13 protein-coding genes and 3 pseudogenes are annotated in these 17,350 nt (G+C 71.4%); 11 read left to right on the forward strand and 5 right to left on the reverse strand.

The window, feature by feature from the left end; all coding sequences use genetic code 11:
- Nucleotides 1–80 precede the first annotated feature (80 nt).
- The 9 genes and pseudogenes from ABZ818_RS36900 to ABZ818_RS36940 all read left to right on the forward strand — a co-directional run bounded on the left by ABZ818_RS36900 (nt 81) and on the right by ABZ818_RS36940 (nt 7,391).
- Nucleotides 81–1,527, forward strand: a pseudogene (locus ABZ818_RS36900) (NAD-dependent succinate-semialdehyde dehydrogenase).
- Nucleotides 1,528–2,133: 606 nt separating this feature from the next.
- A pseudogene (locus tag ABZ818_RS36905) lies at nt 2,134–2,822 on the forward strand (lyase family protein); the annotation flags it as partial.
- 306 nt (nt 2,823–3,128) lie between these two features.
- Nucleotides 3,129–3,335, forward strand: coding sequence for a hypothetical protein (locus ABZ818_RS36910; RefSeq protein WP_361424912.1), 207 nt, complete (start codon nt 3,129–3,131; stop codon nt 3,333–3,335).
- A 211-nt stretch (nt 3,336–3,546) separates the two neighbouring features.
- Entirely contained in the window at nt 3,547–3,909 is a 363-nt protein-coding gene (locus ABZ818_RS36915) for a hypothetical protein (RefSeq protein WP_361424876.1), read from the forward strand.
- Nucleotides 3,910–4,079: 170 nt separating this feature from the next.
- Nucleotides 4,080–4,355 (forward strand): hypothetical protein, encoded by a 276-nt coding sequence (locus ABZ818_RS36920; protein WP_361424879.1) that lies wholly within the window; start codon nt 4,080–4,082, stop codon nt 4,353–4,355.
- Nucleotides 4,355–4,753, forward strand: coding sequence for a hypothetical protein (locus ABZ818_RS36925; RefSeq protein ID WP_361424882.1), 399 nt, complete (start codon nt 4,355–4,357; stop codon nt 4,751–4,753). The genes ABZ818_RS36920 and ABZ818_RS36925 overlap by 1 nt, the downstream gene beginning before the upstream one ends.
- 155 nt (nt 4,754–4,908) lie before the next feature.
- Nucleotides 4,909–5,697 carry a hypothetical protein gene (locus ABZ818_RS36930; protein WP_361424885.1) on the forward strand — a complete coding sequence of 263 codons (789 nt, stop codon included), beginning with the start codon at nt 4,909–4,911 and terminating at the stop codon, nt 5,695–5,697.
- Nucleotides 5,618–5,827: a hypothetical protein gene (locus tag ABZ818_RS36935; protein ID WP_361424888.1), complete on the forward strand. Its 210-nt coding sequence runs from the start codon at nt 5,618–5,620 to the stop codon at nt 5,825–5,827. Before ABZ818_RS36930 ends, ABZ818_RS36935 begins: the two co-directional genes overlap by 80 nt.
- 382 nt (nt 5,828–6,209) lie before the next feature.
- The gene (locus ABZ818_RS36940) at nt 6,210–7,391 is read left to right on the forward strand and encodes a hypothetical protein (RefSeq protein WP_361424891.1); all 1,182 of its coding nucleotides are present in this window, start codon (nt 6,210–6,212) and stop codon (nt 7,389–7,391) included.
- Between the two features lie 259 nt (nt 7,392–7,650).
- Here the strand turns inward: ABZ818_RS36940 and ABZ818_RS36945 are convergent, their stop codons facing one another.
- Nucleotides 7,651–9,027: a hypothetical protein gene (locus ABZ818_RS36945; RefSeq protein ID WP_361424894.1), complete on the reverse strand. Its 1,377-nt coding sequence runs from the start codon at nt 9,025–9,027 to the stop codon at nt 7,651–7,653.
- Between the two features lie 309 nt (nt 9,028–9,336).
- Between ABZ818_RS36945 and ABZ818_RS36950 the strand changes: the two genes are divergently transcribed.
- Nucleotides 9,337–9,888 (forward strand): hypothetical protein, encoded by a 552-nt coding sequence (locus tag ABZ818_RS36950; protein ID WP_361424897.1) that lies wholly within the window; start codon nt 9,337–9,339, stop codon nt 9,886–9,888.
- Nucleotides 9,889–10,011: 123 nt separating this feature from the next.
- On the opposite strand, the gene ABZ818_RS36955 is transcribed toward ABZ818_RS36950, so the two are convergent.
- Nucleotides 10,012–11,742: a Helicase associated domain protein gene (locus tag ABZ818_RS36955; RefSeq protein ID WP_361424900.1), complete on the reverse strand. Its 1,731-nt coding sequence runs from the start codon at nt 11,740–11,742 to the stop codon at nt 10,012–10,014.
- A 114-nt stretch (nt 11,743–11,856) separates the two neighbouring features.
- On the opposite strand from ABZ818_RS36955, the pseudogene ABZ818_RS36960 reads away from it, so the two are divergent.
- A pseudogene (locus tag ABZ818_RS36960) lies at nt 11,857–11,943 on the forward strand (IS5/IS1182 family transposase); the annotation flags it as partial.
- A gap of 121 nt (nt 11,944–12,064) precedes the next feature.
- Here the strand turns inward: ABZ818_RS36960 and ABZ818_RS36965 are convergent.
- From ABZ818_RS36965 to ABZ818_RS36975, 3 genes are read right to left on the reverse strand one after another with little or no spacing between them, the layout of a single operon-like run.
- Nucleotides 12,065–15,772, reverse strand: coding sequence for an SAV_2336 N-terminal domain-related protein (locus ABZ818_RS36965; protein WP_361424903.1), 3,708 nt, complete (start codon nt 15,770–15,772; stop codon nt 12,065–12,067).
- Between the two features lie 4 nt (nt 15,773–15,776).
- Nucleotides 15,777–16,739, reverse strand: coding sequence for a MoxR family ATPase (locus ABZ818_RS36970; RefSeq protein ID WP_361424906.1), 963 nt, complete (start codon nt 16,737–16,739; stop codon nt 15,777–15,779).
- 43 nt (nt 16,740–16,782) lie between these two features.
- Nucleotides 16,783–17,301 carry a hypothetical protein gene (locus ABZ818_RS36975; protein WP_361424915.1) on the reverse strand — a complete coding sequence of 173 codons (519 nt, stop codon included), beginning with the start codon at nt 17,299–17,301 and terminating at the stop codon, nt 16,783–16,785.
- Between the last annotated feature and the right edge of the window lie 49 nt (nt 17,302–17,350).

Consider the following 17,350-nt stretch of genomic DNA (forward strand, 5'->3'; position numbering starts at 1 on the left):
GGACCATCGTGAACGCCTCGCCTCTGGAGTCATCCCCCGCGTCCCCGGATTCCCCGCACTCCGCCGAGTCCCCGGCGTCCGTGCTCGACCGTGTCAGGACCGAGCTGTTCATCGGGGGCCGCTGGGTGCCGGCGTCGAAGGGAGCGACCTTCGCCGTGGAGAACCCGGCCACGGGCGAGACGCTGGCCCGCGTCGCCGACGCCACCGCGCAGGACGGGCTGGCCGCTTTGGAAGCGGCCAGCCGCGCCCAGCCGCAGTGGGCCGCGACACCGCCCCGGCGGCGGGCGGAGATCCTGCGCCGCACCCACGATCTGCTCCTGGAGCGCACCGAGCAGTTCGCGCTGCTGATCACCCTGGGGAGATGGGCAAGTCACTGGCCGAGTCGCGCTCCGAGGTCGCCTACGCGGCGGGCTACCTGCGCTGGTTCGCCGAGGAGGCGGTGCGCATCGACGGCGGCTGGAAGGTCAGCGAGGACGGTTCGGCGCGGGTGCTGGTGATGCGTCAGCCCGTCGGGCCCTGTCTGCTGATCACCCCTTGGAACGCCGCGATCGCGATGCCGGCACGCAAGATCGGCCCGGCACTGGCCGCGGGTTGCACCGCCGTGGTCAAGCCGGCCGCGCAGACTCCGCTGACCACCAACGCGCTGGTGTCCCTGCTCGTCGAGGCCGGTTTGCCGGACGGCGTGGTCAACGTCGTGCCCACCGACAACGCCCCTGCCCTGTCCGAGCCGCTCCTGGCCGACAGCCGACTGCGCAAGGTCTCCTTCACCGGCTCGACCCCGGTCGGGCGCCTGCTGCTCGCCCAGGCCTCGCGGAACGTGCTGCGCACCTCGATGGAGCTCGGCGGCAATGCCCCCTTCGTGGTGTTCGCGGACGCCGACCTGGACGCGGCAGTCGAAGGTGCGCTGACCGCCAAGCTGCGCAACATCGGCGAGGCCTGCATCGCGGCCAACCGCTTCTACGTCCACGCCGACGTCGCCGAGGAATTCGCCGAGCGGCTCGTCGCACGCATGAGGACTCTGAGCCTGGGTCCCGGCACTGACCCCGGCACCGACCTCGGCCCGCTCATCGACGACCGGCAGCGCCGCCGGGTGGCCGACCTGGTCGACGACACGGTGGCCGGCGGGGCCCGGCTACGCGCGGGGGCGCCGTGCCCGAGGGCCCCGGCTACTTCTACCCGCCGACAGTGCTCACCGGCGTCCCCGCCGACGCCCGGATCACCCGCGAGGAGATTTTCGGCCCAGTGGCCGCGATCCAGATCTTCACCACCGAGGCGGAGGCTCTGCACGCCGCCAATGACACCGAGTTCGGGCTGGTCAGCTACGTCTACACCCAAGACCTCGGGCGCGCGCTGCGCATGGCCGAGCAGATCGAGACCGGCATGGTCGGGCTCAACCGTGGCTACGTCTCCGACCCCAGCGCCCCCTTCGGCGGGGTGAAGCAGTCCGGTATCGGACGTGAGGGCGGCAACAGCGGCATCGACGAGTACCTGGAGGAAAAGTATGTCGCGATCGACACCGCACGCTGAAGGAGGAACCCGATGCCACTGATCCACCTGCGCCTGCCGGCCGGCGCCCTCGACGGCACCGGCCGGACGCCCTGGCCGAGCGTCTGACGACCACGGCCCCGGAGGTCGAGGGCCTGCCGGTGTCCGAGCCGGCACGCGACACCGCCTGAATCCTCTTCGGCGAACACGCGCCGCACGCCGTCTACGGCGTCGGCCGCCGCCCGGCGCCGCGGCCCAGCTGGTCCGGACCGGGGTCAACGCCTTCGAAGGCGGTGTCGACGACGCCGCGAAGGCCACCCCGGTCCGCCGGATCACCGGCGTGCTCACCGACCACGTCCCGGGCGCCTCAATCCATGTTCTCGTCCGCGACCTGCCGGCCGCCCGCTGGGGAGTCGACAGGGTGCCCACCAGCCTCGCGGAGCCATGCGCGCTCGGCCCGTCCTCGCCCTGAGCACGCTCGACCCGACCACGACACGCGGAGCCCTCATGTCCCACCGCAGCCCCTTCAGCCTCCTCACACAGCTCGCCGGTGACTAGGAGCAGCTGGCGATCTTCTCCGAACAGGCCGCCGTCGAGAGCTGGCTGGCCGCCAAACGGGCACTCGCCCTGGCCCAAGCCGAGCACGGCATCCTCTCCCGGGAAGAGGCCGGCGCCGTCGTCACCGCCGCGCGCGCCGACACCATCGACACCGACGCCCTGTGGGACACCGCGCGCACCGTCGGCTACCCCGTGCTCGGACTCGTCCGCCAGATCGCCGCCACCCTCCCGCCGGGGCCCGACGGACGCGTGCACTACGGTGCCACCACCCAGGACATCATGGACACCGGCCTGGCCCTCCAGCTGCGCCGCTCGCTGGCCGCACTCGACCGGCGGCTCGGTGAGCTCGGCGGCGCGCTCGCCGCCCGCGTCGAGGAGCACGCCCGCACCGTGATGGCGGCCCGCACCCACGCCCAACAGGCGGTGCCCACCACCTTCGGAGCCACCCTGGCGACCCTGCTCACGCAGTCGCCCGGCAGCGCGAACGCCTCGCTCAGGCCGAGCCGCGCATCGCCCGGATAGCGCTGTTCGGCGCGGGCGGCACCTCGGCCGCACTCGGTCCGCATGCCGCCGCGGTGCGTTCCAGCGCGGCGGCCCTGCTCGGACTGCACGACACCACCGTCCCCTGGCACGTCGAACGCGACGGCATCGCCGAGTTCGGCTGGCTGTGCGCTACCTTCACCGCCACCTGCGCCAAACTTGCCCGCAACATCGTTGATCTCTCCCGCACCGAGATCGCCGAGGTCGCCGAACCTTTCTCCAGCCACTGTGGCGCCTCGTCGACCATGCCGCAGAAGATCAACCCGATCTCCTGCGAAGGCATCATCGGTGCGTCCGCAGCTGCCGGCGCGCTGGCGTCGTCCCTGCTGCGAATACAGGAAGCCGACCACGAGCGCGCCGCAGGCGAGTGGCAGACCGAATGGCAGGTCCTCCCGCAGTTGGCCGTACTCGCCGCCACCGCACTGTCCGAGGCCCACCTCGTCGTCGCCGGCCTGCGCGTCGACCCCCGGCGCATGCGCGCCAACCTCGCAGCCGACGGCGGGCTCGTCATGGCGGAAGCCCAGATGATCGCCCTCGCCCCGGCCATGGGCCGCGAACACGCCCATGACCTCGTCTACGAAGCCGCCACCGCCGCCCGCCGCGGCGGGAAGACCCTCGCCGAGGCGCTGCCCGAGGTGGCCGAGGCCCCCCGACCCCATGGTCACCGCCGACGACTACCTCGGCGACGCCGAGCGCACCGTGCGCGCCGCAGTAACGACCTGAGCTCGCAGCACTCCGCTCGCCCACGATGACCGCCCGCTCGCGACGCTCGCCACCGACCGATGAGATGTCACCGCCCACCACCGGCCGCACCGGGGCCGACGCCCCGCGCGAGCCAACCGCAAGCCACCCCGCCGGCGTCGACTGCCGCGATATTGCGGCAGTTGCGCACTGCCCTTCCTGGCTGCCCACGCACGCGACCGGGCAGCCGCCAGCGGTCTCGCACAGGCCAGCGTCACCCTGGTGGCCGACATGGCCGCGCACCCGTCCCAGGACCGGGTTCTCGAGCTCGACCGGCCGGACATCGTTCCTTTCCGCGTCGACCGGATCGATCCGGCGACAGGTCGGCCACGACCGCTGACACCCGAGTCCTACCCGCACGCCACGGCAGCCGCCGGCGTCCTCCTGGACAACCTTGCCGATCGAGGACGCAGCCTCCTGCAAGCCACCGCTGCCCTCGCCGTCGAACTCCTGCAGGCGTATGGCTATCCCGAGACCGGACTGATCACCCGCGCCGGGAAACTCAACCCCGCCGGCTTCTCCCAACGCACTTGTGGGGCCGTCGCCCAGTGGGCCGAGCAGCACGGTCTGCTGGACCCGCCGTGAGCGGTAGCGGTTCCGAACCGGGGCGGTAGCGCCCAAGCGCACGCCTCGCGTACCACCCCTGTACAGAAGGCGTGCCCTCCCTCGGACGCGAGGACAGTCTTCCGCGCGTGGGCTGCCGAACAGCCACGTTTCCTCTACCAACAGTAGAGGGGTGCGGTAGAGTGAGGAATATGGCAGCAGACGAGACGAGCATCAAGGTGAGCACGGCCGCGCGGGACCGGCTCGCCCAGCTGGCGGCCGAGCACGGCACCACCATTCGCGGCCTGGTGGAGGACCTCGCGCAGGGCACTCCGACGCAGGCCGAGTACGCCGAGCGGGCCGAGCTCGCCCGTGCCGAGCTCGCCTCCGCCCTCGGCAGCGCGCCGAGCCCGGAGGCCGAAGCGAAGGCCCGAGCTCTGCTCGAGCGCCTGGGCACCGCCCCGCACAGCCCGCAGGCAGCCGCGTAGTGGCGGCCATCGCGGTCGTCCTGGACCACACGACCGCCGCGGCACTGTACGACCCGAAGGACCCGTTCAACGAGGCGGTCGCCGCGTTCTACGTCCAGGCCTCCGGCGGACTCGGTGACCTGTATGCGCCGGTACTGTCGCTGACGGCCGGTGACGCCGAACGGCCTGGGCTGCTCGGCTACATCAAGGGGCTGCGGTTCATCCGGATCGAGGCGTTCGACACCGACGCCGCGGTCACCGCCACCGAGCTGCTGCGGTTCGGGCACTCCTGGGCCGCCGTCCACGCCATCCACGCCGCCCGACCCTCCGCCGCCCACCCCAGCGGACGGTTTCTGCTCACCGTGACACCGAAGGCGTACGCGGGCACCGGCGTGCAGGCGGTCCACCCCGGCCAGTAGCCGTCATCGGCTCTGGTCCGCCGCCGTCTGACAGCCGCTCGCTCAGGGCGGCTGCGTTGCCGTCAGCGAGCCCCGAGGCAGTCGTCGTTGAAGCCCCCGTCGTTGTCTGTTCAGACGTGCCCGGCCGTCGGCCGAAGTGTTCTTTCGGAGGAACCGTGCAGTTCACTGTCCTGCCCGTCCGCGAGCGGCCCGTCTCCCCCGTGCCGGGGCAGGCCTTCCTGGTTCGGGACAACTGGGATGACTACAGCTTCAAGACGACTTTCCAGCTGCTCTGTGTCGATCGAGGCGGCGAGATCAGGGAGATCGGCGCGGTCAAGATCGGCCGGTTCGGTATGGCCGCGCCGGCCAGGACGCCGCTGCCGGACGACTTCGAAACCCTGGACGGAGCCTTCTTCTCGCTCGGGCTGCGGGACTCCTACTACGAGCGGCTGCGCGAGCTGGGTCCCGATCTGCAGCACACCGTCCTGCGGGCACTCAACGACGTCTCCTTCGATCTGGACCTCTTCTCCCGTGCCCGCACCGAGAGCGTGACGGGCACGTCCCTGCTCCGCACCGTTTCCGCTGACATCGTCGTGGGCCGCTTCCGGGGCAACGGCATACCCGCGGGACCACCAGTGGCCATCACCGAGGTCACCCGGCGGCGTCTGTTCGACGCGCTGCGCAGAACCGGGGCGAGCTGGTCGGGCAGCCTGGACGAGGTCTCCTTCCTGCGCAGGCTGTACGACCTGGACGGTCTGAAGAGTCATGACCCGCGGTTCGCGACGGCCGAGGGCGACATCGTCCAGCACCGTCTGGCTGCAGGGCATCTGCGCGCACGCCGCCGGCCACCGCGACTGGGATCTGCTGGAGGAGGCCGCCCACACCATGCGCACCTGGGACGGCGCCTGGGACCAGTGGAGCGCCCAGGACAAGATCACGCCCTGGCTGCGCACTCTGGCCGATGAGGCCGCATCCGTCATCGCCGCCGTCCTGCGCGACCACCCGGAATCCGCCCAGCACTTCAGCCACATCGCCGACGACCGCACCGCCGACCCCCGCATACGCCAGGCATTACGCACCAGCGCGGCCGACTGAAGCGGTCGATGAGGCGTATCGGCCTGCGCAGCTTCTACTGCCAGCACGGGCGGCCGGGCGGCCCCTGCCGAGCCCACCGGCCCTGGCTCCGCAACAGGGCATCGGCGACCTGGGTGCGACGGCCCGCCGGTGCTCATCGTGATCATGGCGTCCCCGGACCTCGAACGCCGGGACGGCTCTGTCACCAAGGACGTTGAGCCCTGGGGACCTGTCGCGCTACCCTCGTCGCGGCGAACGTGATCGCCCGACTCCCATCTGCGGGCCCCCACGTGGCCCGCGGCCTGGTGGACAAGGTTCTGCGAATCTCACGGTGAACACCCTCTGCTTGCACGTGATGCGTACAAGGCGTGGGACGTGGGGCTGCGCCGGAGACGAGACCTTCATGACGCGTAATCGTGCACGCAAGCAGGCCATCCGGGCTGCGGCGGGCGAGGGCGGGTACGCCCGTACGGCCCGACTGCACGAGGAAGGCTCCCGGGCCATCCTTGCCGCCGATGTGCAGCGCAACGCGGTCCAGGCGTTCCGCCAGGCCGGCTGGCCGACGGAGAGCGAAAACTTCCCCGAAGGGGGGCAGTGGTCCGCGTACGCCGGGCCGGTGTGGTCACTGCTCTCCCGCCCCAGCGGGACGGACACGGACGCTCACCCCGACGACGCCGATCACCATGACCTGACGATCACTCCTGGGTTCACCTTCATCGCCCCGGCCATCAGCATCAACACCGGCGAAGCGATGGTCCTCAAGGTGCCGGGTGACACGCCCCCGTCGGAGCTGGTGAGCCAGGTGTCGGCCGCGGTGGCCCGCGCGCGGGAGAGCGAGATCGCCAAGCTGGTCAACGACGCGCAGTGCGCGATCTGTGGCGACAGCTACCCGGCGCGGCACCTGCTGGCGCCCACCGAGGCGCAGGAGGTGACGGTGTGCCCCTCCTGCGTCTTCGACGGCGACCTGCTCGGCGCGTACGACCCTGTGCGGCTGGCCTACGACATCGACCACCTGTGGTTCGAGGAGCTGGCCATGCCCGCCGGGTGGGCGGCGGTGGCCGCGCTCCTGGCCTGCGCGGGCGGCAAGACCTTCGTCAAGCGCCTCAACGAAGCCGGTGTCCTGGAAGTCCCCGGCGGGCACTGGTCGGATCTGAGCCAGTTGCGGATCTGGCTGCCCCCGCACTCGCGCCCGGCTGCCCTGGACGGCCTGGGTGCCGGGGCCGGCCTCACGAGGGTGGTCGAAGCCGTCGAAGCAGCCCACCCGGACCTGCGGGAGCGGTTCCGCACGCAGCTGGCCGAAGAGCTGGAGCAGGACCCGGACGAGGACGGCCGGGACTATCTCGTCGAGCAGCTGTGGCCCGCAGTGATCGCCTACGCGGTCGCCCTGGCGACCCAGGAGCAGGAACGCCCAGGGCATCGACCGCCCTGGCACGTGCTGTCCGACTCCTTCGAGCCGGGTACGCTGGCCGGCCACTTCCGCCAGCTCGGCAGCAGCCTCAACGCCCACGATCTGGGTGTCTGCTTCACCCTGGAGGTGGGTCTCCAGGTCGTCGCCGAAGCACTGGGATGGAACACCCACTACTGACCGGTGTCGCGCTGCCTGCAGTTCCGTTGCGTGGACCGGCGCCGCCGGTGGAGGCCACCGCGGCCCGGGCCCCGTGCTCGTCGGGAAGGCCACCAGCGCCGTGCTTGGTGCGGGCTTTGGTCAGCCAGCGCCGATCTTGACGGTGTTCCCGTCAACCTGGATGGGTCTCGCGGGGCGGGTGCGAGTTGAGCTGGGCCCTGAGGAGGGGCGGAAGCCACCGTCGGTGGCTTCCGCCCCTCCTCCGTGTTCGCTGGGGGTCTCAGCTCTCCGGTTCCCTCGGCACGGCACGGGAGAAGAACTCCTTCGCGGCCTGTGTGTCGAGGTTCCCGTTCGTGGTCGCGGACCGCCGCAGTGCTTCGCCCGACACCTGAGCGGGAATGCCGAGCTGCTTGTCCGCCTCGCCCATGATCTCGCCGATGTACCACTGGGCCGAGGTCGGGAAGTGCTGGATGAACCAGCTGAGCATCTTCGCCAGGGGCAGCGACAGGATGAGGTCGAAGTCCTTGAGCTCACGGCCCCGGCGTTCGGCGGTGCGGAGCGAGGTGGTGAAGTCCTCCAGGACGGCATGGCGGAGGGTCGGCCCCAGGGCGTCGGTCGGGATGATCTGCCGGAGACTGTCGGCGACTTCGAAGGCCAGTTGGTCGGCGACTTCCCGCACGCTCGGCTCGTTGCGGTGGCGCAGGGCCCAGCGCTTGCGGATGTCGGGGCGCTTCCACAGGAAGCGGAAGAAGGTCTCGCTGAACCGGTCGCGGATCTGGGCCGCCCCCGGAGCGAGACGGTGCCGGTCGCCGGCCGACATGGCCTCCTTCAGCCCTTCGGAGGAGCGGCGCCTGGCTTCGGCCCAGTCTTCGGCGACCGGGCGGGACCACTGGGCCCGGCCGCCGACGGTCGCCTGGGGCAGCGGCACGTCGTTCTCGCCGCGGGAGATGTAGCCCCGCAGGGTGGAGGCCGTGATGCCGCCCAGTGCGGCCATCTCGGGCACGCCGAGGAGCCGGTCCCCGGCGAGTTCGGGACTGGCCAGGTCGACGACGCACCTGTCCAGCGGCAGAGGGTCGTCCTGTTTCTGGTGGTGCTGTGCCCACCGGGTCAGGTCATCGATCCAGTTCTCGGGTTCTGCGGTGGCCGGGTCGAAGGTGGCGACCTTGTGCACGTGTACGCGGTCCGGGTGGGCGTGGCCGTCGAGCATGTCGGCGGCGTGGACGGTGGCGGTGGCGCGTGCTGTGTGGCGTGCGTAGTCCTCGGTGACCGGGTCCCAGATCTGGCCGGGCCGGTACCAGGTTTCGCCGTCCCACCAGTAGCCGCCGGCCCTGAATAGCAGCGGCGCGCCGGACCAGTGGGTGTGCAGGCCGGCGGTGTCCCGGTCGCGCAGCAGGAGGACGGTGCGGCCGTGCTCGGGGTGGTGGCGTACGGCCCAGCCCAGGTGATGGGCGATCGGGTCGGTGGTGAAGGCCAGCCACCCTCCCGCGTGGGAGGTGTCGCACCGGCCCCACATGCCTTCGCCCTTGTTACGGCCGACCGCCTCAATGGCGTCCGGGCCCTCGTCGAGCGGCAGATGCGAGTCGTCGACGAACGGCAGACCCGGCACCGGGTGGTCCGTCCGCAGCCCGTTGGCGAGCGGCCGAATGTCGTAGACCAACGTGCTCCCCCTTCTCAACTCAAGTGATGTACTTAGCTACAGCACTGCTGATGCCCAGTAGTACACGGCTAGAAAGCGGATCGGCACAGCGATTTCGAGACAAGTTTGCACAGCGGCGGGAGAGGCGGCCGTCGTCCTGGGTCGACACGTGCCGGCGGCCACTACGCCACGCATATCGCGATGTTGACCGGTCCGGCCCCCGCGGCTGCCAGGGCGCTTCGCCTCGCGCGGGTCCCGCAGCGCCCGCGGAGAGCTCAGAAGTCGCTCAAGACGTACTTCTCGCACGGCTGGCCAGGACACGGTGCAGGCATGGACATCGACTGGGGAACGATCCCTGCCTGGGTGAGCGGACTCGGCAGCACCGGAGCACTGTGGGTCGGCGCCGTCACCCTGCGGCGCGCGCAGGACAAAGAGAGCCGCTCAGAAGCCCACGCAGTGGTCTGCCGCGACGAACGCGCCGACTGCTGCGGGTACGAACTGGCCGCGCCTTACTGGATCGCCAGTGCGGCCAACGGCAGTGAGCGCCCCATACACCACGTCTGCCTGATCACCTACGACTCCGCGACCGACACCATGGGGGAAAGTCACCTGCTCGCTAAGGTGCTGCCCCCCGGCGTCGCCGACCACATCCATCTCCCCATCCCGTCCCCGGAATGGTCCCGGCCGGCGGCGGTCATCTTCCGCGACGCCGACCGGACGTGGTGGCTGCGAGACCTCATGGAGCAGAGCCTGTACCGGCAAAGCCCACTCCCCCGCGTCGGCAGGGTCCGGCGCACCCTGCGTCGGCTCGAGAAGGAAGGGCGGCTGACGGAGCCCCAGCAGTTGACGCGCGGCGGCCACGGTCACCGCGCGCCCTGGTAGCGGCAACGCGGCCCTGGCAGGCCTTCCTCCCCGGGGCAGGGCCTCCTGGACCAGCGGGACGGGAAGGCTCATCCGGCAAGTGCGCACGGCTCGAGGACGAACCACTGCGCAGATCTTCAAGGGCTACAGCAGGGCGGCAGGGGCGGCGTCGTCGGCCGTCCAGTCACCGTCGAAGAGCGCGGCGACCAGGCTCACATGCTCGTCGGGAAGTCCACCAGCACGGTGCTTGGTGCGGGCCTTGGCCAGCCAGGCACCGAGTTTGACGGTGTCACCGTCGACGCGGATCGTCTCGCGGGCGGCGGGGACGCGGCCTTCGCGGTGCAGGAAGAGCTCCAGGAGCTGGACGGTCTGGGCGAAGGTGCGGCGGGTGCGGCGGGCGGGGATGAGCGGGTTCTCCTCGGGGGTGAGGCTCAGGGCGGTCATCAGCTGCTGCTGGCCAGGGGTGAGGGCGTGCCAGGTGGCGAGCTGGCGGGCCAGCCAGGAGCCGATCTTCACGCCGCCGATCTGGCTGTCGCGGGTGAGGGTGGCGGGGTCGGCTCCGGAGGCGAGGTGGGCGCGCAACAGGTTGTACTTGCGGTGCCAGTCCGCACCGTGCGGCAGACGCCAGTCGGCGGCGAGAGCGGCGAGGGCGTCCACACGGGCTCGATCGAGGGCGTTCTTGGCGGCGAGGTGGCGTTGTTCGGCGAGCCAGGCGCCGACGGGGGTGGTGGCGGGGGCGGCGAGGTGACCGTGCATGCGGTGGTAGTCGGCGGCGGCGGCGAGGCGGGCGCGCCAGGCGGCGTCGTGCTTGTCCCAGATCATGCCCAGGGCGTCGAGTTCGGCCATCCAGTCGGCCTCGAGGCGGCCGGCTTTCGCGGCGTCGCGCATGGTGGTGATGAAGGTGCCGAGGGTGTAGCCGGTGGGGTCGGTGTAGTCGGCGGGGACGTCGAGGTGGCCGTACTGGTCGCGGTAGGAGCGGGCGGCGGCGAGGCCGAGGCGGCGGGAACGGGAGACGGCCGGGTCGCGGAGGTCGAAGGAGACCAGGTCCATCGCCTGGGCGATGCGCTCGGGGTGGACGGTGAAGTCGAAGTGCCAGCGGCGGGCGATGACGTCGCTGGTCTCCTTGGGCAGGCGGTTGGCCTTGTCGGGGAGGCGTTCGAGGATGCGGTGGTCGTGGCTGGCCAGCGCGCAGGCGATCGCCCACACCGGTTCGTACGCGGTGCCCAGGATGTTCTCGCCGTCCGTGCCGGGCGGGATGTAGACGGGGACGATCAGCGAGGCGGTCTTGCCGGAGACGTCCAGGCGCAGGGCGCGGCCGAGGGCCTGGACGCAGCGCACGACGCTGCGGGTGGGTTCGGCGAAGGCGATCGCGTCGACGCTGGGGATGTCGACGCCTTCGGCGATCAGGCGGGAGTTGGCGAGGATCGCGACGTCGGCGGCGGCGAAGGCAGCGAGGATGTCCCCCCGTTGGGCGGGGGTGTGCTCGCCGTGGGCGAAGAACAGCTCCGGGTCGATGCCGGGGACTAGGTGGGGGTCCGTCCGGCGCAGCAGGCGCAGGGTGTGGGGCAGTTCGCGGGCGAAGCGGCGGGCGTCGGAGACGAGGTTGAAGTAGACCAGGACCTTCTTCAGGCCGTGCTCGGTCATGGTGCGCAGGACTGCCAGGTGCAGGGCGGTGGTGCGCAGCGCGCTGTCCGGCTCCTCGCCGTTGCCGCTGGGCAGGCCGGTGTCGGGCACGGGCAGGTTCAGGCGGCAGCGCAGGTCGGCGTCGGTGAGGGTAGGCACCACGATGCGGTAGTCCGCCGCCCGGCCGTCGGCGACGGCCTGGGCGAGCGGGTACTCGAACACCTTCTTCCCGTAGACCTGCTCGTTGTCCATGGAGTTGGCGAGCGTCTGCCTCCGGGCCCGCCGGGCGCCGACGGCGTGGGCGGGTGGTGTCGGCGGATTCCGCCGCCTCGATCTCGGGTTCGTCGTAGGCGGTCCTGATGCCCCCTCCCGCATGACCTGCCGCAGAAGAGCGCGACGTATTACTACTTCGCCGCGTGGCGTGACGACGGGACCGACCAGGTCATTCATGAACGACGGGGAATTACGAGTTGTCCGATCTTGGTCCGGGGGCGTCCGTGAGCGTACACAGGGGCGGTTCCTTGCCTGCTCAGCGGCAGTGCCAGCTTCCCGCCTACACGTTGGGGTCATGAACTCACCGCCCGCCGTCTCCCTCGGCTTGCTGGGCGCGGACGAAGTCCTCGGCGACCAGGGCTGCGAGGTCGAAGTACGCCTCGCGGGTCTTCGGCCGCAGCATGTCCAAGTCCACCTCGTCGCCGCTTTCGAGGTGGTGGTCGAACGGTATGGCGACCACGCCGCGGCACCGCGTCTCAAAGTGCGCCACGACGTCCTCGGTCCTGATCATCTTTCCGGTCTCGCGGACTCCGGAGACGACAGTGATGCTGCGCTGTACCAGGTCCCCGTAGCCGTGTGCCGACAGCCAGTCCAGCGTCGTGCTGGCGCTGCTCGCACCGTCCACGGACGGCGTCGAGATGATGATCAGCTGGTGCGCGAGGTCGAGCACGCCGCGCATGGCGCTGTAGAGCAGACCGGTGCCGGAGTCGGTGAGGATGATCGGGTACTGCTTGCCGAGGACGTCGATCGCGCGCCGGTAGTCCTCGTCGTTGAACGTGGTCGAGACGGCCGGGTCGACGTCGTTGGCGATGATCTCCAGCCCGGAGGACGCCTGGGACGTGAACCGGCGGATGTCCATGTACGAGTTGATGTACGGGATCGCCTGGACGAGGTCGCGGATCGTCGCGCCGGTCTCCCTGCGCACGCGGCGGCCGAGCGTGCCGGCGTCCGGGTTCGCGTCGATGGCGAGGATCTTGTCCTGCCGCTCGGTGGCGAGCGTGGAGCCCAGCGCGGTGGTCGTGGTCGTTTTACCGACGCCGCCCTTGAGGCTGATCACGGCGATGCGGTAGCAGGACAGCACGGGCATGCGGATCAGCTCCAGCTTCCGCTGCCGCTCAGCTTCCTGCGCGCCCCCGCCGAACCTGAAGCGGGACGAGAGCCTGGACAGCGGCCCGCGTGCCGGTGAAGCACTTCGGGAGCCGCCCTCGGCGCCGGCCTCGGGTTCCGGGCGGCTCGCCCGCGGCTCCGTAGCCGCCCGCGCCGTACCCGGCTGCACCGTTCTCGGCCGCGCCGTACCCGGCCGTGCCGTGCCAGGCGGTGACGGCACGGAGGTCGTCAGGAACCGGGCGAACACATCGGCGACTTCCTGGGCCGTGGGCGCGGTCTCCGCGATATTGGCCTCGAGACAACGCCGGACGACGGCCCGGAGCGGTGCGTACTCGGGCCCCTGCAACTTCCCCCGCGGGCCTCCTTGAAATGGCTGTAGTCCGCCGTCCAGTCCGGTCAGCATCCGCCCGAGCTCCCCGATGTTGCCGAGAACACACTCGGTATAAGCCATCCGGGGAGTCACTCTCTGGGCAGGCCCCCACGACTCGATGACCGCCGAGGTCCAGCCGGTGAGGGTCACTCGCGCCGAGGCGACCAGCACCGTACCGGTGTGGAAGTCTCCCAGCGCCATACCGAGCGAGTGGCACAGATTCACCGCGTCCGAAAGCTGCCATCCCAGGTTGATCGCTTCGTACGAAGTCAACGACGAGGATTCTTCGAGGATTTCGGTCAACTTCCGGGCCGGTGATCCGTCGGAGGAGCGGATGACCGACTCTGCCATCCAAGGCCGCACGTCCCGGGTGTCATGTCCGAGCAGCACGGGAGCGTAGCGGCCAGACATCCGGCTCAGTGCTTCCACGGCCACGTCGAGCAGTCGGACGTTCCCCTCACCTGCTACCGGATAAAGCGCGCGTACGACGACTTCGGCGCCGTTCCGGTCACGGCCCAGATAGGCCAGTGCTCGCGCGCCCGTCCGGTTGACCGCGTGCAGCGTGTAGGGGCCAAGGGTGGACGACTGGTCCGCAAGCCGCTCCCAGCCAGGCGTCGGGACGGTCCTGCGGCTCTCCACGTCCCGGGGGTCCTCCCCGTCCCGGAGAACTTGGGACCACGACTCCGTCGTCCCCCGGCCCAGGTGACGCAGGTCCCTCCCGCACCCGACGCAGAACCGGTCGTCCGGTGCTAACGGTTCGAAGCAGTCGGGACAACAGTTGGGTGCGGCGGCCGTCCGCTGCTCCGTCGCCGGGGCCGCGGACGCGGCAGTGGACGGCGCCCGGGATTCCGCAGTGGGAGGAACCGCCGCACGCCACGGTACCCCGAGTCGGCCCGCGAGCCGGTGTTCGACCGCGGTGAAGGGCCGTGCGCCCGGCGGGAGACGTTGGGGGCCGTCCGGGTGGGCGAGCCAGGCGGGGAAGTCGGGTGAGCGGCCCGCGAGTCGCTCCAGTCTGCGGCCGACGGCCTGGCCCGTGCGCAGTAGTTCGGCCGCTGGAACCGCGCCGAGCAGCGCGTCCTGCGCCGCTTCCGTGAACGCGAAGGCGCGGTGCTGGGGCGGCACGGCCTCCCGGCCCTCCTCGTCCGCCAGCCGCAGGAGCCCGCCGAGGAACACCTCGGCGAGATGCCCCGTGTCCGCCTGCCACGGCACCGCGTCCTGCACCAGCCTCATCACCGGTACCGACACGGGCGCGACGGCCGCCAGATGCACGGCCAGCCGGTACGCCTCGGGGGACGCGGCGTCGCGGAAGCGTTGCACGGCCCGCGGACCGTCGGCGGGCGCTGCGGCCGAGGCACCTCGCCGGGGCAGGGGCCGGGCCAGCAGCGGCAGCACCGCCGAGCCGCCCGGTGCGGCGACCAGCCGCGCCCATGCGGCCAGCGGGACCGTATCCGGTTCGAGCACCGGCACCGGTACGCCGTCGAAGCGCGCCAGCTCTACTGGCAGCACCGGATCCGTCACCGTCCAGAGCGTGTTGGGCGAGCCGCGCCTCCAGGTCGTCACCCGCCGACGCTCGGCGCGGATCCCCGAGCCGTCCCACAGTCGCGGCGGCAGGGCGTGCACCACGGCCGTCGGCCCGCAGCCCGACCAGTGCTCCAGGACGGCGGCCATGCGCCCGTCGCGCCAAGCGGACCCCATCCCGTCGCTCACCACCAGCACGAGCGTCTGCCCAGTGGGATCGGACAGGGCGGCCGTCGGGAGGGGTAGCGCGCCGATGTCGTACGGCCTGGAGCGCAGCACCGGGCTGTCCGCGCCACGCGTGTGCAGGCCGAGGACCCGTACGATCCGGAAGGCGCCCGTGCGCTCCAGCAGTGTGCGCAGTTCGACGGCGAGACGCCGCCACAGCAGCATCGACATCCCGTCGTCCACGACGAACGCGAGGTCGAGCCAGCGCTCCCGCGCCGGCCGGGTCACGACGTCCGCCAGGCCCGAGTCGGCGAACGCGGCGGCCGTCGCTCCCTCGTCGAACTCCTGCCGGACCGGGCTCGGCCGGTGCTGCTTGAGCGGCCGCAGGGCCCGGCCGATCGGCAGTTCGGCGCGCATGGCCTTGGCTTCGGGGGCGCGCAGCGGCATGGCTCCGTCCGCCTCGGGCTCGCTCCGCGACCGGTGCGGCCCGGATGCGGCGTACAGGCCGCTCGTCCCGCCGCTCCCCCGGTCCCGCTGGGGATGGTCAGGTGGTGCGGAAGGCTCCCCAGACCGGCCCTGTGCCGCCGTGTCCGCCGGTGAGCCGTCTCCTGCGGCCGGGGCCAGCCCGCCGCCGGGTCGCAGGCCCCGTCCGGACGCGGCATGCAGCAGCGGTGCGTCCGCGGCCCCTGCGGGCAACCGGCTCGCCAGCCACAACGTGTCCAGGAGTTCCTCGGGGGACAGGTCGACGCCGCTGCCCGCGAGGATCGAGAGCGCTTCGTCCAGGCGCCCGAGTCGCGGGCGCCCGCCGGGAGGTCCGGGCTCGCCGTGGTCGTCCGCCGTCCCCGTCACGGCGTCACACCGCCCCGCCCAGCCGGTGCAGTACCGCATCGAGCAGCCCCTCGGCCGACAGATCCACACCACCCGCCCGCAGGTACACCGCGTTCAGCAGTTGGTCCGTCGCCAGCTCCTTCGTCGCGCGCAGCCGCAGGAAGGTGTCCAGCAGGTCGCCGACCTCGGCGACCGCCCTCTCCCCGAGGTGGGCGGTAACGATCGCCCGCAGCCGCTCCTCGTCGGGCGTGGGCAGTTCCAGGCGGACGCACCGGCGCAGAAAGGCAGGCGGAAAGTCCCGCTCGCCATTGCTCGTGATGACGACGACGGGGAACTCCTCACAGCGCAGCCGTCCCCGTACGAGGAGCGCCTGCTCGTCGGACTGCGCCGTGAGCACCTCGATCTCCGCCTGCGCCTCGGGCAGGCGGGCGAGCTCCGGAATCTCGAACTCGCCCTCCTCGAAGACCGTCAGCAGGTCGTTCGGCAGGTCGACGTCGCCTTTGTCCAGCTCATCGACGAGCAGCACCCGGGGCCGCCCGCGGGGCACCAGCGAGGTGCCGAGCGGCCCGAGCCGCACGAAACTGCCGATGGACGGCTCCTCCTCGCCCCGGTCGCGGCTCAGCGAGGTCTCGCGCAGCCTGCCGATGGCGTCGTAGCCGTAGAGCGCGTCCTGGACGGTGGAGCGGCTGTTGACCGGCCAGTGCAGGATGCCGCCCAGCGACAGCTCGTGTGCGATGGCCCGCGCCAACGAGGACTTGCCCGTGCCGGGATGGCCCGTGACCAGCAGCGGACGGCGCAGGTGCAGAGCGGCGCTGACCACGTCAGAGTGCTCGGGCGAGATGAGGTACGGAAGGTGCCGCGGGCCCCCTGCGGAGCCGGGCGCAGACGTCGGCGCGCCGAAGCGGCGCCAGGGCGGCGCCGGCGGCAGGGGCGTCTCCCGTTGCCGCCCGTCCCCGCGGAACAACCGCCAGTCCGCGTGCGTGCTCATCGAAGAACCTCCGTCTCGACTGGGTTGTGCAGGTGTGTGCGGGTCACGGGGACTCCGTCGGATCGGCAAGTTCCAGCTGCGGCCGCGGATCCGGGCGGTCGGCGTCGGCCCAGGTGAGCACGGGCCGCCCGGCGAACTCGTCAGGCCGTTGAAGCGTCTTGGCTCGGTACATCCGTACGGCTTCCGGGAGGCTGCGCACCGGGACGCCCGCGGCGTACCGGACGGCTGGGGAGTCGCAGGTGTCGCCGCGGTCCCACAGCACCACGGGCACGCCCACCACGAGGCACGTCTGGACGATCGCGCTCCGCGTCGCCGCGGGAACATCGACCACGACCTGTGCGATGTGCCGCTGCTCCATGAGCACTCCGTACACCTCATTCTGGTCGGCTCCCGGACGCGTCACCCGCAGTACGCCGCCCTCGTCCAGGCGCTTCCAGCGCTGCCGCCACTCGGCCTCGGAGCGCCGGCCGCCGAGTTCCCGCAGTTCGGGGCAGTCGACCACCAGGGGGTACTCGGCGCCTAGTAGGGCTCCGTTAGGTCTTCTCGGCCCTGTTTGGGGCATGTTGGACGTTGTGGACTTACATGAAGTGAACCGTGCTCGGGCGAAGTTG

It is taken from the genome of Streptomyces sp. NPDC047453 (assembly GCF_040643155.1).
Taxonomy (GTDB): Bacteria; Actinomycetota; Actinomycetes; order Streptomycetales; family Streptomycetaceae; genus Streptomyces.